This is a genomic window from Ruegeria sp. CDSA246, from assembly GCF_059611225.1.
Window position 1 is genome coordinate 59,759 of sequence record NZ_JBXWPD010000004.1, and the last position, 16,032, is coordinate 75,790.

Annotated in this window: 15 protein-coding genes; 9 read left to right on the plus strand and 6 right to left on the minus strand. The window is 57.2% G+C overall.

Annotation, left to right across the window (positions count from 1 at the left end):
* Positions 1-45: 45 nt before the first annotated feature.
* Entirely contained in the window at positions 46-1,638 is a 1,593-nt protein-coding gene (glpD, locus tag AC2FI9_RS06180) for a glycerol-3-phosphate dehydrogenase (RefSeq protein ID WP_496766639.1), read from the minus strand.
* Between the two features lie 194 nt (positions 1,639-1,832).
* Here glpD and AC2FI9_RS06185 point away from each other — a divergent pair, with 194 nt between their 5' ends.
* The 6 genes from AC2FI9_RS06185 to AC2FI9_RS06210 all read left to right on the plus strand — a co-directional run bounded on the left by AC2FI9_RS06185 (position 1,833) and on the right by AC2FI9_RS06210 (position 6,582).
* Positions 1,833-2,594 (plus strand): DeoR/GlpR family DNA-binding transcription regulator, encoded by a 762-nt coding sequence (locus AC2FI9_RS06185; protein ID WP_496766641.1) that lies wholly within the window; start codon positions 1,833-1,835, stop codon positions 2,592-2,594.
* A gap of 115 nt (positions 2,595-2,709) precedes the next feature.
* A complete protein-coding gene (locus AC2FI9_RS06190) occupies positions 2,710-2,865 on the plus strand; it encodes a DUF5993 family protein (RefSeq protein ID WP_496766643.1) in 156 nt (51 codons plus the stop codon).
* Between the two features lie 9 nt (positions 2,866-2,874).
* A complete protein-coding gene (locus AC2FI9_RS06195; protein ID WP_496766646.1) occupies positions 2,875-3,444 on the plus strand; it encodes a disulfide bond formation protein B in 570 nt (189 codons plus the stop codon).
* A 34-nt stretch (positions 3,445-3,478) separates the two neighbouring features.
* Entirely contained in the window at positions 3,479-3,841 is a 363-nt protein-coding gene (locus tag AC2FI9_RS06200) for a DUF3302 domain-containing protein (protein WP_113788976.1), read from the plus strand.
* Between the two features lie 21 nt (positions 3,842-3,862).
* On the plus strand, positions 3,863-5,008 hold the full coding sequence (locus AC2FI9_RS06205) for an HlyD family secretion protein (RefSeq protein ID WP_058273814.1): 1,146 nt from the start codon (positions 3,863-3,865) through the stop codon (positions 5,006-5,008).
* 11 nt (positions 5,009-5,019) lie between these two features.
* Positions 5,020-6,582, plus strand: a complete 1,563-nt coding sequence (locus AC2FI9_RS06210) for an efflux transporter outer membrane subunit (protein WP_282118646.1) — start codon at positions 5,020-5,022, stop codon at positions 6,580-6,582.
* A gap of 3 nt (positions 6,583-6,585) precedes the next feature.
* On the opposite strand, the gene mprF is transcribed toward AC2FI9_RS06210, so the two are convergent.
* The gene (gene mprF / locus AC2FI9_RS06215; RefSeq protein ID WP_496766648.1) at positions 6,586-9,195 is read right to left on the minus strand and encodes a bifunctional lysylphosphatidylglycerol flippase/synthetase MprF; all 2,610 of its coding nucleotides are present in this window, start codon (positions 9,193-9,195) and stop codon (positions 6,586-6,588) included.
* A gap of 98 nt (positions 9,196-9,293) precedes the next feature.
* Complete coding sequence (locus tag AC2FI9_RS06220; protein WP_496722388.1) at positions 9,294-9,722, minus strand: Lrp/AsnC family transcriptional regulator; 429 nt, start codon at positions 9,720-9,722, stop codon at positions 9,294-9,296.
* Positions 9,723-9,808: 86 nt separating this feature from the next.
* Here AC2FI9_RS06220 and rocF point away from each other — a divergent pair, with 86 nt between their 5' ends.
* From rocF to ocd, 3 genes are read left to right on the plus strand one after another with little or no spacing between them, the layout of a single operon-like run.
* Positions 9,809-10,729: an arginase gene (gene rocF, locus AC2FI9_RS06225; RefSeq protein WP_496766650.1), complete on the plus strand. Its 921-nt coding sequence runs from the start codon at positions 9,809-9,811 to the stop codon at positions 10,727-10,729.
* Positions 10,729-11,649: a citrulline utilization hydrolase CtlX gene (ctlX, locus tag AC2FI9_RS06230; RefSeq protein WP_170557771.1), complete on the plus strand. Its 921-nt coding sequence runs from the start codon at positions 10,729-10,731 to the stop codon at positions 11,647-11,649. Before rocF ends, ctlX begins: the two co-directional genes overlap by 1 nt.
* Before the next feature lie 6 nt (positions 11,650-11,655).
* On the plus strand, positions 11,656-12,699 hold the full coding sequence (ocd, locus tag AC2FI9_RS06235; protein ID WP_496766652.1) for an ornithine cyclodeaminase: 1,044 nt from the start codon (positions 11,656-11,658) through the stop codon (positions 12,697-12,699).
* A 52-nt stretch (positions 12,700-12,751) separates the two neighbouring features.
* On the opposite strand, the gene AC2FI9_RS06240 is transcribed toward ocd, so the two are convergent.
* From AC2FI9_RS06240 to dctP, 3 genes are all read right to left on the minus strand, one after another.
* Positions 12,752-14,155: a TRAP transporter large permease gene (locus AC2FI9_RS06240; RefSeq protein ID WP_058273820.1), complete on the minus strand. Its 1,404-nt coding sequence runs from the start codon at positions 14,153-14,155 to the stop codon at positions 12,752-12,754.
* A gap of 3 nt (positions 14,156-14,158) precedes the next feature.
* On the minus strand, positions 14,159-14,788 hold the full coding sequence (locus AC2FI9_RS06245) for a TRAP transporter small permease (protein ID WP_496766654.1): 630 nt from the start codon (positions 14,786-14,788) through the stop codon (positions 14,159-14,161).
* Positions 14,789-14,849: 61 nt separating this feature from the next.
* A complete protein-coding gene (gene dctP / locus AC2FI9_RS06250) occupies positions 14,850-15,866 on the minus strand; it encodes a TRAP transporter substrate-binding protein DctP (RefSeq protein ID WP_496766656.1) in 1,017 nt (338 codons plus the stop codon).
* Between the last annotated feature and the right edge of the window lie 166 nt (positions 15,867-16,032).

The window sequence follows — 16,032 nt, forward strand, 5'->3', positions numbered from 1 at the left end:
CAAAACAAAAGCCCCGCCAAACTGGCGGGGCTTTTACTCTTTTGGTCAGGCGTTCACTGCGACGGGTTCAGTTTTGCGATCCATCCAGCCTTGAATGCCGGCGATCTGCTCGGCACTTAACCGCAGGCCCATCTTGTTTCGGCGCCAAACAACATCTTCGGCCGTGCGCGCATATTCTTTGTCCATCAGCCACGCCAATTCCCGTGCGGTTAGCGTCGCGCCGAAGTCCTCGCCCAGATCCGATGCGGACTTGGCATCGCCCAAAATTGTCTTGGCCTCAGTGCCATAGGCGCGAACCAGACGTTGCGCCCAGACACGATCCAGAAACGGGTAGTCGGCCGACAGTGCCTCGACCAAATCCGGTACGCCACCAACTGGAAAATCGCCGCCCGGAAGCGAAACGCCTGCAGTCCAGGGGCCGGGAAGATCGGGGAAATGCTCGGACACTTTGTCCATCGCACTCTCGGCAAGACGCCGATAGGTGGTGATCTTGCCGCCAAAGACATTCAGCACTGGCGCCCCACCCTGCGCGTCAACTTTTAGTGTATAATCCCGCGTTGCCGCGGTGGCGCTGCTGGCCCCGTCGTCATACAGCGGACGCACACCGGAATAGGTCCACACGATGTCATCGCGCGTAACCGGTTTTTGGAAATACTTCGAGGCAAACGCGCGCAGATAGTCCTGCTCTGTCTCCGTACAGGTCGGGGGCTCTGCTGGGTCTGGGTGATCCTTATCCGTTGTGCCGATCAGCGTAAAATCGCGCTCATACGGAATGGAGAAAATGATGCGCCCGTCTTCACCTTGGAAGAAATAGCACTTGTCGTGATCATAAAGCTTAGGCGTCACGATATGGCTGCCGCGCACCAATCGCACACCTTCACGAGAGTTGATGTGGATCTTGGTCTGGATGATGTCCCCAACCCAAGGTCCACCTGCGTTGATTAGCATTTTAGCCTGCACCGTCTGCGTGTCGCCGCTGTGCTTATCGCGGATGGTAATTTCCCACAGATCATCGACGCGTTTGGCCGCCAGAACTTCGGTCCGCACCAGAATATTCGCCCCACGTGCCTCGGCATCGCGGGCATTCAGCACAACCAGCCGTGAATCCTCAATCCAACAATCGGAATACTCGTAGGCTGTGTGAAACTTGTCCTGCAGCGGCCTGCCTTCCGGCGCGCTTTGCAAATCCAGTGAGCTTGTGCCCGGCAGGATTTTGCGCCCCCCAAGATGGTCATACATAAACAGGCCCAGACGGATCAGCCACGCCGGGCGCCGGCCCTTCATCCATGGCATTACTGTGCTGAGAAGTCGCGAGGTCGGCGTTTCGGAATCAAACCGCATATCCTTGTGATACGGCAACACGAACCGCATCGGCCAGCTGATATGCGGCATTGCCCGCAGCAGGGTTTCACGCTCGATCAACGCCTCGCGCACCAGACGGAATTCAAAGTACTCCAGATACCGCAGGCCGCCATGAAACAGCTTGGTCGAGGCCGAAGACGTCGCCGAGGCAAGATCGTTCATCTCGGCCAATGTCACGGACAATCCGCGCCCGGCCGCGTCGCGCGCTATTCCGCACCCGTTAATCCCACCACCAATGATGAAAAGGTCCGTGACCTTGTCCGTGTGCCGTTCCATGTCCGGATGATTCTCTTTGTTTGAAAAAACCGGGCTCATTAACCCGATGAACGCGCGTTTCGTCAACGTTTACTTTCGTTTATTTTCGTTTTATCACCGCAAATCGAAGTGTTTCAAGAGTTTGGTCAATCATATCTCTTGGAAACCCTTCGAAATTAGAACAAAAACGAACACACACCGTTTCGGAGCCGACCATGTCCCTTTCCTTTCGTCAGTCAGACATTCTGAACATCGCCAGACAGGATGGCCGTGTGATGGTGGATGACCTGGCCGCTCAGTTCGGGGTCACGGTTCAGACCATTCGCCGCGACCTGACTGAGCTGGCGGATCTGGGGAAGCTGGACCGGGTTCATGGCGGGGCCGTCATTCGCTCAGGCGTTTCCAATATTGGCTATGAGGATCGCCGGGCCCTGAACAATGAGGCCAAGGCGCACATTGCGTCGGCCTGCGCCCTAGACATCCCAGACGGCGCGTCGGTTTTCATGAACATCGGCACCTCGACCGAGGCGGTTGCGCGCCAATTGGTGAACCACAAGAACCTGATGGTCGTCACAAACAACATGAATGTCGCCAATATTCTGGCCGAGAACGCCGATTGCGAAATCGTTGTTGCAGGCGGTGTCCTGCGCAGATCAGATGGCGGGTTGGTGGGTAATCTGACGGTCGCAACCATCCGGCACTTCAAATTCGACTATGCGGTCATCGGCTGCTCGGCACTTGATGCCGATGGCGACCTACTGGATTTCGATTTTCAAGAGGTCCAGGTCAGCCAAACGATCCTGGCCCAGACACGGCGCACCTTTCTTGTGGCCGATCATTCAAAGTTTCAGCGTGCAGCCCCCGCGCGTATCACTTCATTGGCTGAGATCGACACGTTCTACACGGACCGGCCTCTGACGGACCGCCTAAGCAAGAGGTGTCAGGCGTGGAAGACCGACCTTCGCGTGTGCCAATAGCCCCCTAAGCAGTTCTCCTAAAAGGTGAACTGGGTAAGAGTTTTCTTGCCAGACCTCCCAGTGCCTGACAGTATCGCGATATTGCGGTCGTTGCACGGAAGGGGAGAACCGGGCCATGATAGCGCTTTTATTTGCGTTACTTACAGCCACCATGGGGCTGAATTATTTTCAACAAACAACGGCAGCCAATGCGCTGTTTTTCTTCACGCTGGCGTTGAGTGTGTACTGGCTGAAATTCCACGCCACCAGCCAATTGACCATCCAGTTGTAGGGGGCGGTGATGACACCAGAACTGTCCCGAACCCTGAACGCCATGGGCATGCTGGCCGTCAGTCTGGTGCTGCTTTTGGCCTTTGTTTACCAACTGACGCTTTACGAACTGCCCTGCCCGCTTTGCCTGCTGCAGCGCGTCGGCTTTGTCGCCGTGGGCGTTGGGCTGGGGTTGAACCTGCTATACGGCGCGCGGCCGCAGCACTATGCTTTGATGTTAATCGCAGCGCTTTATGGCGGCAGCGTTTCTGTCCGCCAGATCCTTCTGCATATCGTTCCCGGCACGGGTCATTACGGCTCGCCCGTGTTAGGGCTGCACTACTATACGTGGGCGGCCATTTGCTTTTTCCTGATCCTGTTGGGCACCGCGGTTATGCTGCTGTTTGATCGCCAATACGCTGACGACACTTCGGAGCAGCCGCGGTTTGGCGGAAGCACACTGGCCAAAACAGCCTTTTTTGTCATGTTTGGTTTGGCTGTTCTGAACGCCGGCTCGACACTGCTTGAATGTGGTCCTGGCATTTGCGCTGACCCGCCAACCACCTACAAAGTGATTGACGAACTGGGCTCCAACAATTGAGGATGGGAAAACCTTCCCGAACGGAGGCACGAAGATGGGGTTACTTGGGCAGCCGCTTGGCTACTATGACTACCTGACATTTGTTGCGTTGATCTTGCTGCTGGCCGCCGTCATGGCGCTGTTTCTATTCGTGATGGGATTGCCCGGCCGCATCGCAATTAAACGCAACCACCCTCATGCCGAGGCGATAAAGATCATGGGATGGATGGGGTTTCTCGCCATCGTACCCTGGGTCCATGCCTTCATCTGGGCGTTCCACGATGGAACGGTGGTCGATATCCGCCGTATGCCCGATGATGAGCGTGAGGCGGTTCGCAAAGAAATCAAGCGCTTGGGTGGTGAGTTGACGGAAGAATACCGTGACCCGCTGGATCCGGAAGAGACGCAAAAGAGCTAAGGCCAAAGGAAACTACAAAATATGTTTGTCGCCCTCGGCATTACGCTTTTCTACATCATTTTCGTCTGGCTTATTTTCTTCAAGTTCCAGTGGCTGAAGTTCAACATCATGTGGGGCATCGTATCCTTCTGGGTCGGTGCGCACCTGCTGTTGATCTTCCTTGTCGCCCTTCGGTTCTTTCAGCCGTTCTCTATCGACAGCCACGTGGTCCGCTCGACCATCCAGATCGTCCCACGGCTGACCGAACCGACGATATTGACTGAGGTACTGGTCGAGCCAAATACCGAAGTCACAAAGGGCGATCCACTGTATCGGTTCGACGACACTGTGTTCGCGCTTGAAGTTGAGGAAGCCACAGCGCAACTGGTCGCGGCCGAGCAGAACGCCAAGATCCTTGAACAGGACGTCATTGCCGCAGGGGAAGCCATTGAGCGTGCCAACGCTCAACTTGCCTACGCACAGACGCAGCAAGCCCGATACGAAAATCTTGTACCCGCAGGTGGTGCGCGTCAGGACGAGCTGGATCGCTGGAACGAACAGGTGACCGAGGATCAGGCTCAGGTCAAAGAGGCCACGGCCAATCTGGAAAAGGCGCAACTGGCGCTGGATTCCCAGATTGACGGCGTGAACACCGGCATCCTTCAGGCGCAGGCGCAATTAGACAAGGCCCAGTACTTCCTGGACAACACAACAATCTACGCCCCCGAAGACGGCATGATCGTGTCCCAACAAGCCCGTCCCGGTCTGGTCGTCGGCGATATTCGCCTGGGCGCCATTGCCAGCTTTGTCACCAAGGATAACCCTTATATTCTTGCGACCTACCGACAGCAGAACCTGAAATTTGTCGAGGTTGGCCAACCCGTTGAAGTTGCTCTTGATCTGTATCCGGGTGAAATCCTGACCGGCAAGGTCGAGGCAATCTGGTGGGCAACCCGACAAGGTCAGTACTTGCCGTCTGGCCGCCTGCCGGGGTTTGAGCTGCCAAAACTGCCCGGACGCATTGCCGTGCAAATCTCGGTCGATATCCCGGACGGGCACACCTTCCCTGCCGGTGGTCACGCGGCCGTGGCGATTTATACCGGTCAGGGCAAAAGCTTTGAGTTCCTAAGGCGGATCAACATTCGTCTCTATTCCTTCGCCAACTTCATTCGACCACTGGATATCTAAGGACGCATATGATGACCCGGGCCAGATTATACCGCCGACTAATGGGCACGGCCCTATGCGCCGCGCTGCTGGTCGGCTGCGCACCAGTTGGCCCGGATTTCGTGCGTCCAAGCTCTCCGGTCGTGAAGCAATGGATCGAGGTCAACAGCCCAAGCACTGGTCAAAGCGGTCTGACCTCGCGCAGCGCTCCGGTGGTGAAATGGTGGCAGACCTTCAATGACCCCACCCTCAATAAACTGATCGCCGAGGCCTATGCACAGAACCTGGACCTGCAGGTTGCCGGTGCGCGCGTTCTGCAGGCACGCGCGCAGTTGGGCATTGCATTTGGCGAGCTGTATCCGCAATCACAGGCCATCGGCGCATCCATTGAACGCCGTCAGGTCAGCGACAACCTCGGGCCTATTTCCGATATCCGTCGGATCATCCCGCTGGATACCGAGTTTTCAACCTCGCAAGTTGGGTTTGATGCCCAATGGGAGCTGGACGTGTGGGGCCAGCAACGTCGTGGCGTTCAGGCCGCGCGATCCAATCTTGCGCTGCAAGTGGCCAATTATGATGACGCACTTGTCACCCTGACCGGCGATGTCGCGGCGCTTTATGTCAACATTCGCGCCTTGCAGGAGTCGCTGGCAGTGGCGCGTGACAACATCCAGTTGCAACAGGAATCCGCAGATCTGACCCAATTGCGGTTTGACAATGGCGTGACAACCGAGCTGGACGTGCAGGAATCCACGGCCCTGTTGAACAATACCAAGGCCTTGGTGCCAGAGATTGAAAGTGATCTTCAACAGGCCAAAAATGCTTTGGCGGTGCTGTTGGGAACCACGCCGTCCCGCATGACCAGCCTACTAGGCAATTCCGGACGGATCCCCTCTGCACGTACAAATGTGTCCGTTGGCGTCCCTGCCGAGCTTCTGCGCCGCCGTCCAGACGTTCGCGCAGCCGAGTTGGCAGCGGCCACGCAATCGGCGCAGGTCGGGATCGCTTTGGCCGACCTTTATCCGCAATTCATCCTGTCAGGTGCAATTGGCCTGCAGGCCTCGGGCGGGCAGGACTTGTTTTCAGCAGGCAGCAACACCGGGCTCGCGAATGCCGGTGTGGTCTGGAACGTGCTGAACTATGGCCGGATCAAAAACAACGTCCGCGCGCAGGATGCGGCCTATCAGGCGTTGATCGCCAATTACCAGAACACTGTCCTGACCGCCTATTCCGAGGTTGAAAGCGCCATGGTGGCCTATGCCCAATCTCGCAAGCAAGTTGGCTTCTATGAAAAAAGCGTCGCGGCTTCGCGCAAAGCGGCTGATATCGCCATCGACCAGTATCGGGACGGTATCGCAAGCTATTCGCGTATCCTGAACACCCAAACAGCCCTGTTGCGATCACAAGCCAATCTGATTCAGGCCCGCCAGCAGGTGTCCAGCAATCTGGTTGCGGTTTACAAGGGATTGGGTGGCGGCTGGCAGATCCGGCAGAACCAAGAATTCCTACCAGAAACCGTTCTGGCCGAAATGGCATATCGCACAGATTGGGGCGATCTTCTGGAGAAAACCCCAACCCGTGCCAGTCTGAACTGAGTGTTACTTCGTCAGCCCGCGCAAACCGCCTGAAATCAGGATGTTCACCTCGTACAGAATACGTGGTGCTGCCAGACCACCGGGGCTGGCGAGGTAATTCGGGCTCCACTCCGGATCGAACTTCTGCTTGAAAGATCGCAGCCCTTCGAAGTGATAGAACTGCTCGCCGTGCTCATATAGGAACCCGCCGACGCGGTTCCAGAAAGACGCCAGTTGCCGGTTCTCTATTCCCGAAAACGGCGCCGCCCCCAGCGAGAACCAATGGAACCCCTGCTCTGCCCCCCAGGTCATCATCTCGGCAAACAAGGCGTCCATGATAAAGTTTGACCCGTCCGGCTCATACCGCATCAGGTCCAACGACAATTCGGACTTGTTCCCGCCTTGGAAGAGGTTGGCGAAGGCGACGATCTTTCCCGTATCTGCCTTCTTCAGCACCGCGAAATCGAAATAGGACAGGTATTCATCGTCAAACCCGCCCAAGGCGAACCCCTTCTCCTCGCCCGCCTTATGCTCCAGCCAATCGTCTGAAATCTTGCGCAGTTCGGGCAACACAGGGCCCACGTTTTCCTTCGGTATAATCTCGAACACATACCCTTCGCGTTCGGCCCGGTTCTTGGCCTGACGGAACCGCTTGCGAGATTTGCCGTCCAGCGAGAAATCCTTCAACGGCACGCGCGCGACCTCTCCGATCTTCAGAATAGACAGGCCCAGATCCAGAAACGTCGGCAAGTACTTAGTCGATACGCTGTAGAAGGCGCACAATTTGCCCTCGCGGTCCGCCATTTCGCGCAGTTGCCAGATCAGTTGCTTTCCGGCGGTTTCATCCCCAACCGGTTCCCCCTTGGTGATCAGCGCATTGCCTGTGTCGGTATAAGCCAGAAATGCGTCATCGTCCGGTGAAATCAAGAATTGCTTGTCGCCGGTCAGTGAAATCTGCGACTCGGTGTCTTCGCTTGCCATGACCAGACGTTCAACAACCTCGGGGATCTCCGTCCGGACCGGTTCCGGAACCTCGCGCCCGAACAAAGAATTCACGGCCACCACACCAAGAATAACCGCCACCACAAGGCTGGATCGCAAAAAGCGCGAGGCGTCACCGTTCCATGCGAACTCCCACCACAAGGCGTTCTGGTACTCGACATGCGAATAGGAAAACAGCCCGACCCAAAAGACGACCAGAAGCAAGGCGACCACGCTGACCAGCCACGGGATGTTCAGACGGAATATCGAGGCCCCGCTGACCCGGTAAAACGCTCCGCGAAACGTGGCCAGCAAGGCGATAGTGCCCAACATGCTGATCGCTTCGTGCGTATCCAGACCCTTGGCCAGCGATGCGACGAACCCGGCAACCATCAGCAGCATGGCCACTATCCATGCGCGATACAGCTTGCGGAACAGGCCGCGTGACACAAGGATCAGCAACACTCCAACAGCGCTGCCGGCAAGATGCGAAGCTTCAACGAAGGACAAAGGCAGAAAGTCCCGCAATGCGCTAAGGTTCTCGCTGCCTGCAGGCAACGCCCCGGACACCAGCAGAATGACGCCCGCCACAGCTGCGACACCGGCCGCGACCATCGGCACAATCGGACGGATCACGCGGTAAACCCACGTGGCGGCTCCGCTGATGTGATGTCGGTGCGTCAGGGCCGAAGCCACCGCGATGGACAGCGTCGCAATGGCGAACGGCAGGAAGGTATAAATCAACCGGTAAAGCAACAGGGCCGCGATCACATCAGACCGCCCCGAGGCCCCTAGCCCGGCGATCAAAGTCGCCTCAAATGCGCCAATCCCACCCGGAGCGTGGCTGAGAATTCCGACTGCAATGGCGCCAATGTAAATGGTGAAGAAGAACGGAAACCCGACCCCAAGGTCATCCGGCATTAAAACATACAGCGTCATGGACGCCCCAAACAGGTCGCCCACAGCCGCCAGCGTCAGCAATCCCGGCAACTTGCCGCCCGGCAGATTGAAACCCAAACCACCGGTGGCCAGTCTGCGTCCGCCCTTGGACAGCCAAGTGAACAGCGTTGCGAAACCCACAAGCAGGCACAGTCCCATCACGGTTTCGACGGTGTCACTTATGGGCAGAACTTTGGACACTCCATCCGGATGAAAGGTTAGCAACCCACCCAGAAGCAGAATGAAACCTGACCAGAATGCTATCCAGGATGTGGCAATCACCCCCGCAACCCGACCTAGATCAAGACCCAGGGACGCATAGATCCGATACCGGATCGCCGTGCCAGTAATGTAGGAAAACCCAAGGCAATTGGACACGGCGTAGCCACAGGCGCCAGCCATGCCTGCGACAGGCAAAGGGACCTCGCCATCTGCCACACTTTGCACGGCAAACACATCGTAAAGTGACAGTGACAAAAAGCTGACTGCCGTCCAGCACAGGGCGAAAAACATCAGTTTCCACGATGTGTTCGCGACGTCCGTTTTTACATCGGCCCATTTGACGTGCGAAGACAGTTCATGAAGGACAGTCAGGGCAATAAGGGTAACCAGAATCGGTATCGCGATTCGGACTACGGGCTTTTCAAGAAATCCCGATACCCGCTCGGCCAGGCGCACAGCCCAGAGTTCTTCGGCATTTTCATGAGTTGCCATGCTTTGTCCCTGCTCTCAGGCGCGATCACACTCTGAACAATCGAAACGCGCAGGCCGACTTTCGCACAATTTCGTTCTAGCTCAAAGCGCTACGGGCGTCAGACCCGACCTTTGCGCGTGGACAGCAACAGGTTAGTCTCGGATTTGGTTATCCCTTCCATGCGCCGGATCTGGAACAAAACCTCGTCCAGTTCGGCCAGGGTTTCGGTCCAGATTTCGGCGATCAGATCCCAGCTGCCGTTCGTGGAGTGAACCGCGCGCACCTGTCGCATAGCAGCAATACGAGCCATCGTACGTTCAGTCCCACGGCCCTCGATTTCCAACATCATCAGCCCGCGCACCGGGCTCTGCGCGACGTCCTGTCGGGTGAGGACGGTGAACCCAACAATTTCACCAGACTGTTTGAGCCGTTGCAGGCGGCTGCGGACAGTGGTGCGGGTTACCCCCAGCGTTTCGGCGAGTTCGGATAGCGATGCTCGTGCGTCGCGGTGCAATGCACTCAGCAGTCTACTATCCAAATCGTCCATAACCACTTCCCATTTCGCTTATCCGAATGTCATTTTGAACATTTTGCTGCCTTTTCGCAAGCCATCATGAGGGTCTAGATAGTCATATGGATACGCAAAATGTAATATTGGTTGGCGCACCGATGGACGCAGGCAAGCGTCGTCAGGGCTGCCGCATGGGCCCGGACGCCTATCGGGTGGCCGGTCTGGAACAAGCTCTAACTGACCTCGGACACCAAGTGTCTGATATTGGAAATGTCAGCGCCGATCCGTCAGATGTACCGGAGCATCCCCACCTTGTGGCCCTGCCCGAGTGCGTCGGTTGGACCAGCGCTCTGAGCCGCTCCGCACAGGAAACCGCGCCGAACGGACTGCCGATTTTTATGGGCGGCGATCACGCCTTGTCCATGGGCACAGTTGCCGGGATGGCAGCACATGCCGACGGGATCGGGCGACCTCTGTTCGTACTTTGGCTGGACGCTCATAGCGATTTTCATACACCCGACAGCACGGGCAGTGGCAACCTGCACGGCACACCGGTTGCTTATTTCACGGGGCAACCCGGATTTGACGCCTTCCCTACGCTGGCTGCCCCGGTCCCAACGGATCGAGTAGGCATGATCGGCCTGCGATCAGTGGACCCGGCTGAACGTGCACGACTGGAACAGGATCAGGCCATGCTGGCAGACATGCGCAGCATTGACGAGCACGGCATCAAAGCGCCGCTGATCGCGTTCCTCGACCGTGTCCGCGCGGCAAATGGCATTCTTCACGTATCTCTGGATGTTGATTTCCTCGACCCCTCGATCGCCCCCGCTGTCGGTACAACCGTTCCCGGTGGCGCAACCGAACGCGAAGCTCATCTGGCGATGGAGCTGCTGCATGAAAGCGGGCTCGTCTGTTCGCTGGATCTGGTCGAGTTGAACCCATTCCTTGATGAGCGTGGGCGTACCGCAAAGCTGATGGTCGACTTGGCCGCGTCCCTGCTTGGCCGTCGCATCTTCGACCGCCCGACCCGGAGTTTCTGATGAATTCCCTGCAATCTCCTTCCGCTGTCGTCATGGTTCGACCGCACGAGTTTGTGTCGAACCCAGAGACTCGCCATGACAATGCGTTTCAGACACTGGCACACCGATCCGCCGAAGCGACTTCAGCAGCCGCGCGCGATGAACATGATCGCGCAGTCGAGCAACTGCGCGATGCAGGCGTCACAGTTCATGTATTTGATGATCACGGTCAACAGAACACGCCGGACAGTGTCTTTCCCAACAACTGGTTCTCGACACATCCCGGCGGGCACGTTGCGATCTATCCGATGTTTGTTCCGTCGCGTCGACGCGAACGCCGCACAGATGTTATCGAGTTGCTGAAACAGGAATACCGCGTTCAGGACGTGATCGATTATTCGGGGCTGGAACAGGACGATCTCGCACTGGAAGGTACCGGAGCAATGGTTCTCGATCACGTCGGCCGCATCGCTTACACGGTCAAGTCAAACCGCGCTGATCCCGTTTTGTTGGAGCGGTTCTGCACGAACTTCAACTACGAACCCATCGCGTTCGAAGCTAGGGACGACGCAGGCCGAGACGTTTATCACACCAATGTCCTGATGGGGATCGGCACACATTATGCACTGATCTGCCTCGACATGATCATCGATGCCGAACGCCGCGCGACCGTACAGGCGCGATTGGAAGAATCCGGTCGCACCGTAATCGATCTGTCCCATGACCAGATCGCAGATTTTGCCGGAAACACCATCGAGCTTAGTGGTCGTGATGGGCTCGTGCTGGCTCTTTCCAGTCGCGCCAAAGATGCGCTGACACCCCAACAGACCGACATTATCGAAGACAGCGCCACTCTGCTGCCATTGTCAGTTCCAACCATAGAAACAGCCGGAGGATCAGTGCGTTGCATGATCGCCGGTATCCACCTTTCCCGCCGATAGGAGACCATGATGCAACCTTCCGACAAGGCGCTTGTGCCCTTTGTATCCGTCGACAACATGATGCGGCTGGTGCACCACATCGGGCTTGAAAAGATGATCACTCAGATCGCAGCTCAGATTGAATCCGACTTCAAACGCTGGGAGAGCTTTGACAAAACCCCCCGCATCCCGGCCCACTCACCCCATGGCGTGATTGAGCTGATGCCGACTTCGGATGGCGAGGCCTACGGGTTCAAGTACGTCAACGGCCACCCGAAGAACACGTCCGAGGGCCTGCAGACCGTCACCGCCTTCGGCCTGCTGGCTGACGTTTACACCGGCTACCCGACCCTGTTGACCGAGATGACGATGCTGACCGCGCTACGCACCGCCGCGACGTCAGCATTGGTGGGCAGTTACCTGGCCCCGAAAAACTCGCGCGTCATGGCGATGATCGGCAACGGCGCGCAGTCTGAATTCCAATGTTTGGCGTTCAAGGCCATGTGTGGAATTGACACCGTACGTATGTATGACACCGATCACGCAGCGACCGAGAAATGTGCAGCGAACCTCAAGAACACCGGACTGACAGTTGTGTTATGCAAAACACCTGAAGATGCCATCGAGGGCGCGCAGATCATCACCACCTGCACAGCGGATAAGAAATATGCCACTATCCTTACCGACAACATGGTTGGACCGGGCGTGCATATCAACGCCATTGGCGGAGACTGTCCCGGCAAGACCGAGTTGCACCGAGACATCCTTCTGCGGTCTGAGATCTTTGTCGAATACCCCGAGCAAACTCGTATCGAAGGCGAGATTCAGGCGTTGGATGACGATCATCCGGTGACCGAGATGTGGCAGGTGATGACAGGTCAGGCCAAGGGGCGCCAAGATGACCACCAGATCACGCTGTTTGACAGCGTCGGCTTCGCGATCGAGGATTTCTCTGCGCTGCGCTACATCCAGTCCGCCATCGAAGGCACTGATTTCTTTGAACCTTTGGACATGCTGGCCGATCCGGATGATCCACGGGATCTGTATGGGATGCTGATGCGGGCGAGCTGAAGAACCCGCACTTCACGTCGACTGGCCCCCGGTTCACCACCGGGGGCTTTTTCTACCCGGCCAATGACGGCAGGTAGAGTACGATACCGGGAAACGCCACGAGCAGCGCGATCGTTACGCCGTCGGCGATGAAGAACGGCGTAACGCCTTTGAACACGTCCTGAACGCTCAGATCCGGACGCACGCCTGCCACCACGAAACAATTCAGACCAATAGGCGGCGTGATCAGGCAAAACTCGGCCATTTTCACGACCAGAATACCGAACCATATCGCACACATCGGACCTGACATGCCAAAGGCGCTTTCTGCGGCGCTGACCGTCTCGCCCCCGTTCAGGGCCATGACCGCCGGGTAGACCACTGGCAGCGTTAGCAACAGCATGCCGATAGCGTCCATGAACATGCCCAAGACGGCGTAGGCCAGCAGGATACAGATCAGGATCAGCATCGGCGACATTTCCAACGAAGTGATCCAGTCCGAAAACGCGCCTGGAAGATCCGCAAACCCCAGAAACCGTACGTAGATCAGCACCCCCCAGATGATCGTGAAGATCATGGCCGTCAGTTTGGCGGTTTCCAGCAGCGCCGATTTCAGCTCGGGCCACCGCATCCCGTGGAAAAGGGCGAAACAGAAGACGATGAAGGCACCGATAGCCCCGCCTTCGGTTGGAGTGCCCCAAGCCTTTTCTCCAAACGGGTTATAGACAAAGCAAATGATGATCAGGATTACGGCGACAATCGGAAACGCGCCCGGCAGAGACGCAAAACGCTGCTTCCAGGTGAAACCTGTTACCGGTGGACCAACGTTTTTGAATACAACCGCGATGCCGACGATAAGCAGACCGTACACAACGGCCGAAAATGCACCGGGGATAAACCCGGCAAGCAGCAGTTTGCCCACATCCTGTTCCACGATGATCGCATAGATCACAAGGATCGCGGATGGCGGGATAAGGGATGCAAGTGTACCGCCCGCTGCGACCACTCCGGCTGCGAATTGCTTGTTGTAACCGACTTTCAGCATCTCGGGGATAGCGATCCGGGCGAAAACTGCCGAGGTCGCCACCGACGCGCCAGAAACGGCCGCGAACCCGGCTGTGGCGAACACAGTCGAAACCGCGAGCCCTCCGGGCACCCACGCAACCCAACGTTTAGCGGCCTCGAACAACGCGCGCGTCAGCCCTGCGTAATAGGCCAGATAACCGATCAAGATAAAGGTGGGGATCAGGCTGAGTGTATGGGCCGCAACCTTGGAATGGGGCACCTGCCCCGCCGTCTTGACCGCGACGGTTAGTGCTTTGCCGAAGCGATCAGGATCGTATCCAAACTTGGCCCAGAAAATCCAAACCAACCCGACCAGCCCCGCAAGAGCCGCCGCGAAGGCCACGCGCATTCCGGTCACAACCAGAACCAGTAGGCCACCCGTGACCCACAGGCCAATTTCAATCGAGTCCATGCGCTAGTCCTGCCCTTCGAATTGCTCGGCCTCGGCAGCGGCCTGAGCGGCCGCATCCTGTATCAGTGGAACGGCTACGGGGCTTTCGGCCCCTACGATCAGCGCGCGACCATATCCCCAGACCTGAAGCAGCAACCGCAAGCAGAGCACCGAGAACGCCACAGGTGCCAGCAATTTGGCCGGCCAAAGCGGGATGCCGATGTCGATCGAACTGTCGCGGCTCCACATAGGAGCGCCAAAGTCGAACGAGCGGTCAAAATGGGACCAGCTGCCCCACACTAAAGCCAACATCAGCAGAAGGATCAGAAGGACCGAGATTAGCTCGAACAACCAAAGTGCCCGCCCGTGCAGACGTGAGATGACAATATCCATCCGGATATGACCGCCATCGCGCTGTACATAGGAAATGCCCAAAAACGCAATCAGCGGCATCGCCTGTTCGATCCAGTCGACATAACCGGGCAAAGGTGCGTTGATCGCATTGCGTCCGCTGACCGAGACAACCGCCAGAACCATAAGACTGAACACGGCGATACCGCTGATCAGAGCCAGAAACCGTTCCAGCCTCAACAACTTACAATCCAAAGAACTCAGGAGGCTGCTGTCCTCAAGCACCGTGGCCTGTCCTGCCATTGCGGTGTTCCCCTGTATTTATTGGTGTCCGGGCGCCCCGATGGGCACCCGGATTTTTGGCTTAGTTGCCGCTACGTTGCTGTTCCAGCGTGGACTGGACCAAGTCGTACAGGTCCTGCGCAGGCAGACCCTGAGCGGACATATCTGCGATCCACTGCTCGCGGATCGGGTCAGCGGCCTTTGTGCGGAACTCGGCGATCACGGCGTCGTCGATCTGTACTTTTGCGACGCCCTTTTCATCCAGAACGCTGTCCCACTGTTCCAGCAGCGATCCATAATTGGCCAGATAGTGATCAATCGCTTCGTCGATCGAACTGTCCAGCGCCTCGCGATGCTCAGCCGGCAGTGCCTCATAGGCATCGATATTGACCACAACCGGGCAATTCACAGTGCCGGGGTTCAGGTTGGCCGTCCACCAATCTGCTTCGTTGATCGTGCCAAAAGACAGGTGCGCGTGCTGAGCAAAGGCAACCGTGTCAACGACACCGGACTCCATCGCGTTAAAGGCTTCGGTTGCAGGAACCGAAGTCGGCACACCACCTACCGCCTCGAATGCCTTGCCCAGACCACCTGTGGCACGGACACGCATGCCTTCGAACTCGGCAAGTTCGTCACGCGGGTCGCCGGTTCCGACAATATTGTACTGCGGCATGGGTGAGGTCATGATGATACGCGCATTCCACTGCGCCATCTCATCCTTAACGGCAGGGTGATCGTAAACCGCGTGGCTGACGGCAACTTCCTCATCCAAGTTGTTCACGCCCAGGAACGGCAGTTCCAGAACGGTGATCGCGCGGTTTTTGTCGCGATGATACCCGGCACAGAACTGCGCCATCTCAAACGCACCAATTTCGATTCCATCCAGATTTTCGCGCGGCTTGGACAGGCCACCATAGCTGACATTGATGGTGAAATCGCCGTTTGTCTTTTCGCTGACCAACTCAGACAGTTTCTCAACATGCTCGGTGAACGCACGACGTTTGCCCCAGACCGAAGCATTCCATTCAGTTGCGGCTGCCTCGGACACGAACGCAACACACAAGGCGGCCACAGCAGAGCCGCTCAAGATCTTTTTCATACTGATTTCTCCCTTTGCTGCACCCCCTTACCGAGGCGCTTGGCGTCAAAGCTAGCGCCAACATCGGAATGTGCCAACCCCCGGTCAACATTCCTGACCAGCTGGGAATGGCACCGTTGAGCGCTAACAACCGAAAGGTGAGTCACAGATGCAATTTAGTTGTAAC

What these genes read in the sequence shown, in the direction of transcription:
- glpD (WP_496766639.1), bottom strand. Translation starts at nt 1,638, where the DNA reads ATGGAACGGCACACGGACAAGGTCACGGACCTTTTCATCATTGGTGGT.
- AC2FI9_RS06185 (WP_496766641.1), top strand. Translation starts at nt 1,833, where the DNA reads ATGTCCCTTTCCTTTCGTCAGTCAGACATTCTGAACATCGCCAGACAG.
- AC2FI9_RS06190 (WP_496766643.1), top strand. Translation starts at nt 2,710, where the DNA reads ATGATAGCGCTTTTATTTGCGTTACTTACAGCCACCATGGGGCTGAAT.
- AC2FI9_RS06195 (WP_496766646.1), top strand. Translation starts at nt 2,875, where the DNA reads ATGACACCAGAACTGTCCCGAACCCTGAACGCCATGGGCATGCTGGCC.
- AC2FI9_RS06200 (WP_113788976.1), top strand. Translation starts at nt 3,479, where the DNA reads ATGGGGTTACTTGGGCAGCCGCTTGGCTACTATGACTACCTGACATTT.
- AC2FI9_RS06205 (WP_058273814.1), top strand. Translation starts at nt 3,863, where the DNA reads ATGTTTGTCGCCCTCGGCATTACGCTTTTCTACATCATTTTCGTCTGG.
- AC2FI9_RS06210 (WP_282118646.1), top strand. Translation starts at nt 5,020, where the DNA reads ATGACCCGGGCCAGATTATACCGCCGACTAATGGGCACGGCCCTATGC.
- mprF (WP_496766648.1), bottom strand. Translation starts at nt 9,195, where the DNA reads ATGGCAACTCATGAAAATGCCGAAGAACTCTGGGCTGTGCGCCTGGCC.
- AC2FI9_RS06220 (WP_496722388.1), bottom strand. Translation starts at nt 9,722, where the DNA reads ATGGACGATTTGGATAGTAGACTGCTGAGTGCATTGCACCGCGACGCA.
- rocF (WP_496766650.1), top strand. Translation starts at nt 9,809, where the DNA reads ATGGATACGCAAAATGTAATATTGGTTGGCGCACCGATGGACGCAGGC.
- ctlX (WP_170557771.1), top strand. Translation starts at nt 10,729, where the DNA reads ATGAATTCCCTGCAATCTCCTTCCGCTGTCGTCATGGTTCGACCGCAC.
- ocd (WP_496766652.1), top strand. Translation starts at nt 11,656, where the DNA reads ATGATGCAACCTTCCGACAAGGCGCTTGTGCCCTTTGTATCCGTCGAC.
- AC2FI9_RS06240 (WP_058273820.1), bottom strand. Translation starts at nt 14,155, where the DNA reads ATGGACTCGATTGAAATTGGCCTGTGGGTCACGGGTGGCCTACTGGTT.
- AC2FI9_RS06245 (WP_496766654.1), bottom strand. Translation starts at nt 14,788, where the DNA reads ATGGCAGGACAGGCCACGGTGCTTGAGGACAGCAGCCTCCTGAGTTCT.
- dctP (WP_496766656.1), bottom strand. Translation starts at nt 15,866, where the DNA reads ATGAAAAAGATCTTGAGCGGCTCTGCTGTGGCCGCCTTGTGTGTTGCG.